The organism is Afifella sp. JA880, from assembly GCF_025379905.1.
GTDB classification, from domain to species: domain Bacteria; phylum Pseudomonadota; class Alphaproteobacteria; order Rhizobiales; family Afifellaceae; genus Afifella; species Afifella aestuarii.
This window is the reverse complement of record NZ_JAOANH010000006.1, coordinates 1-3588: the sequence shown is the minus strand read 5'-3', so window position 1 is coordinate 3588 and position 3588 is coordinate 1. Positions and strand designations below refer to the sequence as shown.

The window sequence follows — 3588 nt, the reverse complement described above, 5'->3', positions numbered from 1 at the left end:
ACACCACGCGGGGCTTTTATGCGTTCCGGGGCTGCCCTAACGTCCCGTCGACAGAGCGCCACACCCCCGCTCGGTCGGGCGGCCCTTTCCGTCTGCTGCGACAGGGCGGGAGCGCGCGAGGCTATTTAAGGCTGCTTACACTGGCATGTACGGTATTTAAGTGAAGGCTGTATTGCTTAAATAAGCGTGCGCTGCCAGGATGCGCCATGACCGATTCCGATCCTGATTTGCGCCTCGGCCGATATGTCGCAACGCCTGTCGGAGGCGAAAACGTCCGCGCCTTCGTTCCGCCGCCTCTGCCGCCGACGCCGCAGATCGACGTCCTGGCTCTTCTCGATCGCCTGAGTCTCGCCGAGCGCGCGCTCGGGCGGTTGGACGGCATCACCATGCTGCTGCCGCGCCAGGAGCTCTTTCTCTATATGTATGTGCGCAAGGAGGCGGTGCTCTCGTCGCAGATCGAGGGGACGCAATCCACGCTGAGCGATCTCCTGCGCTTCGAGACCGAGGCTCGGGCGGGAGGGCCGATCGACGACATCCGCGAAGTCTCGAACTACGTCGATGCGATGATGTACGGGCTGGAACGGCTCGCCGAGCTTCCCTTGTCGTTGCGCCTCATCCGCGAGATGCATGGTCGGCTTTTGAAAAGCGGCCGCGGCGGCACGAAAGACCCGGGCGAATTCCGCCGCTCGCAGAACTGGATCGGAGGCACGCGCCCCGGGAACGCGCTCTATGTGCCGCCGCCCGTCGCCGAACTCGATGGCTGCCTCGACGCGCTGGAGCGCTTCATTCACGAAGACGAATCGCGCCTGCCGGCCCTGATCAAGGCCGGGCTGCTGCATGTCCAGTTCGAGACGATCCATCCGTTTCTCGACGGCAACGGCCGCATCGGCCGCCTTTTGGTGACGCTGTATCTTTGCGTCAACGGGGTGCTGCGCAAGCCGCTGCTCTATCTCAGCCTCTATCTGAAGACCCATCGCGCCGACTATTACCGCCTGCTTCAGGAGGTGCGCGAGCACGGCGCCTGGGAGGCCTGGCTCGATTTCTTCCTTGCGGGCGTGGCCGAAACGGCCAACCAGGCTTTCGAGGCGGCCACCCGGATCGTCGACCTCTTCAAGGAAGACCGCGAGCGAATCACGAACGAAAGCGACCGCGCTGGTTCGGCGCTGCGCATCCACGAACTCTTTCAGCAGAACGCGTTTCTGAGCTCCAACCTGCTCGTCGAGAAAACTGGCTTGTCGTCGCCGACAGTCAATGCGGCCCTGGCCGAATTGGAGAAGATGGGCATCGTCGCGGAAATCACCGGGCGCAAGCGGGGGCGGGTGTTCAGCTACCAGCGTTATCTTGCGATCCTCAGCGAGGGAACGGATCCCTTGCCCGCCGGCAGTTGAACGGTTTTGCCGCAAAAGCTCGCTGCCGCCCGGCGAAGAACGGCTTCGGGCGCAGAGCTTGCAGGCGAAGTCTCGGGCGCGTGACGGGCCTATCTGCGACATTTCCGCTCGCGGAAAGAGTGGCGCGTGCGGTCGGGAGCGGGTGTTCGACACGCCCGACGCCCTGTCGGCCCCATCTCGCTCGCCGGTCGGCGATTCGCGAGGCCGCAAACGATGGCTGCCGGGTGCGGCGTGATTCGCATGGCGTGCTGGCTCGTTCGCCCGTGTGAGCGAGTCGGCTGCCGTTTTTGCCGGAGGTCTTGCTCACCGCACTTGAATGCATGCACGATTCGTTTATTTCGTTTGTTTCGGATATTGCGGGCAGTGCGCGCCGATGCGAGCCGCGAATCGATCAAGAGAACGCGCCAATCTCGCGCGGGATGTATGGGAGAAACGACATTTCTGCGCTCATCGACCAGACGCATGAGCCTTTCCTGGCAGACGAGGCGGAGGCTCTCATCGCACGCACAGCAGCCGATCGGCTGAAGGCGATCGCGGAGGCCCATCAAAGCGTCAAGATCACCGTCGACGGAGGGGCGGGCCAACGGGTCATCGTACCGCTTCCGGCGAGGGCCGTTGCGCTCATCCACGAGGTGCTCGAGGCGATGGCGAGCCGGACCCCGGTCTCGCTGATTCCGCACGAGGCGGAGCTGACGACGCAGCAGGCGGCCGATTATCTCAACGTGTCACGGCCTTATCTGGTGCGCCAACTGGAAGCCGGGAAACTGGCGTTCCGCAAAGTCGGACGCCATCGGAGGGTGCGATTCGCCGATCTCATCGCCTATGATCGGGCGTGCCGCGACGTGCAGAAGAACGCTCTCAGAGATCTCAGCGAAGAGGCGAAGCGGCTGCGACTTGAATGATCTCGACCTGCACCGCGCTCATCGACGCCAATGTGTTCTATGGCGCGCGGCTGCGGAGCCTCATGCTTTTTGTCGCCCAAACCAAGCTGTTCCGCGCCAGGTGGACGGATGCAGTTCACGATGAGTGGATCCGCAATCTGATCAGCAATCGGCCCGATCTGAAGCCGGAAGATCTTGCCCGCACCCGTGCGGCGATGAATGCGGCCGTGCCGGATTGTCTCGTGGAAGGATATGAGCCGCTTATTGCCGGCATCGAGCTGCCGGATCCCGACGACAGGCATGTGGTGGCAGCAGCGATCACGACGCGGGCCAATGTCATCGTCACGTTCAACGAGAAGGATTTTCCGGCCGCGATCCTGGAGGCTTTTCGGCTCGAGGCGACGCACCCCGATCGATTCCTGATGGACGTCTTCGGCCTCGCCCCGAGCCTTTTTATCGATGCGGTGCGGGAGGATTTTGCGCATTACGCCGATCCGCCGCTTGATTGCGGGGATTATCTCGAAAGCCTTTCGAGGGCGGGCATCCCGCATCTCGCCGAGATGATCAAAGCCTATGACCTCCTGATGCCGTCGAGCGGAAACGAGGGCTGACCACGACCAACACCTCGATGCCAGGCGATCCGCTTGCGCCGGACCCGTCTTTGCAAGACCTTGCCCGGAACGTGGAATGCCGGGAGCTGCACCATGGAGACATTCACCGGGGAGACATTCACCGGGGAGACATTCACCGGCGGATGCCTGTGCGGGGAGGTGCGGTTCGTCGCGACGGACCGGCCCTACCGCGTCGGGCTTTGCCATTGCCTCGATTGCCGCAAGCATCACGGGGCGGTCTTTCACGCCTCGGCGATCTTTCCTGACAATGCCGTGACAGTCACCGGCAGGCCCGCCGATTATCGTGGGCGATATTTCTGCGCCCAGTGCGGCTCCTCGGTGTTTGCCCGCAGCGGCGACGAGGTGGAGATCCATCTCGGCGCGCTCGATGAGCCGGATCAGTTCGCCCCGACCTATGAAAGCTGGACGGTGCGGCGGGAATCCTGGCTCCCGGCGTTTCCGCTGCGCCATCGCTATGCACAGGACCGGGATCCGTCGAGCCGCTTTGGGGAGTGAGGCGGCGGGGAAGGGCGCGAGATCGCGGAAAACCGGGGCCGAACGAACGCTCTGTCGAATTTCGAAATGAGTCTGTTGACAGGTCGGAGAGGTCTGAATATATACCGCGACACCGGCGGCGGGGAGCACTGCTCTTCGGAGCTTGACGCTTCATCGCCGGCTTCCATTCTTATCCAGGGCGTATCCCGGCGA

At 63.2% G+C, this 3588-nt stretch carries 4 protein-coding genes; all 4 read left to right on the top strand.

Annotation, left to right across the window (positions count from 1 at the left end):
• Positions 1 to 206 precede the first annotated feature (206 nt).
• Positions 207 to 1388, top strand: coding sequence for a Fic family protein (locus NYQ83_RS17735; RefSeq protein ID WP_261216273.1), 1182 nt, complete (start codon positions 207 to 209; stop codon positions 1386 to 1388).
• Between the two features lie 419 nt (positions 1389 to 1807).
• Complete coding sequence (locus NYQ83_RS17730) at positions 1808 to 2290, top strand: excisionase family DNA-binding protein (RefSeq protein WP_261216271.1); 483 nt, start codon at positions 1808 to 1810, stop codon at positions 2288 to 2290.
• The gene (locus tag NYQ83_RS17725; protein ID WP_261216269.1) at positions 2287 to 2880 is read left to right on the top strand and encodes a PIN domain-containing protein; all 594 of its coding nucleotides are present in this window, start codon (positions 2287 to 2289) and stop codon (positions 2878 to 2880) included. The genes NYQ83_RS17730 and NYQ83_RS17725 overlap by 4 nt, the downstream gene beginning before the upstream one ends.
• 93 nt (positions 2881 to 2973) lie before the next feature.
• Positions 2974 to 3396 carry a GFA family protein gene (locus tag NYQ83_RS17720; RefSeq protein ID WP_261216267.1) on the top strand — a complete coding sequence of 141 codons (423 nt, stop codon included), beginning with the start codon at positions 2974 to 2976 and terminating at the stop codon, positions 3394 to 3396.
• Positions 3397 to 3588 lie beyond the last annotated feature (192 nt).

Excerpts from the sequence above, each read along its gene's own strand:
- NYQ83_RS17735 (WP_261216273.1), top strand. The coding sequence starts at position 207 with ATGACCGATTCCGATCCTGATTTGCGCCTCGGCCGATATGTCGCAACG.
- NYQ83_RS17730 (WP_261216271.1), top strand. The coding sequence starts at position 1,808 with ATGTATGGGAGAAACGACATTTCTGCGCTCATCGACCAGACGCATGAG.
- NYQ83_RS17725 (WP_261216269.1), top strand. The coding sequence starts at position 2,287 with ATGATCTCGACCTGCACCGCGCTCATCGACGCCAATGTGTTCTATGGC.
- NYQ83_RS17720 (WP_261216267.1), top strand. The coding sequence starts at position 2,974 with ATGGAGACATTCACCGGGGAGACATTCACCGGGGAGACATTCACCGGC.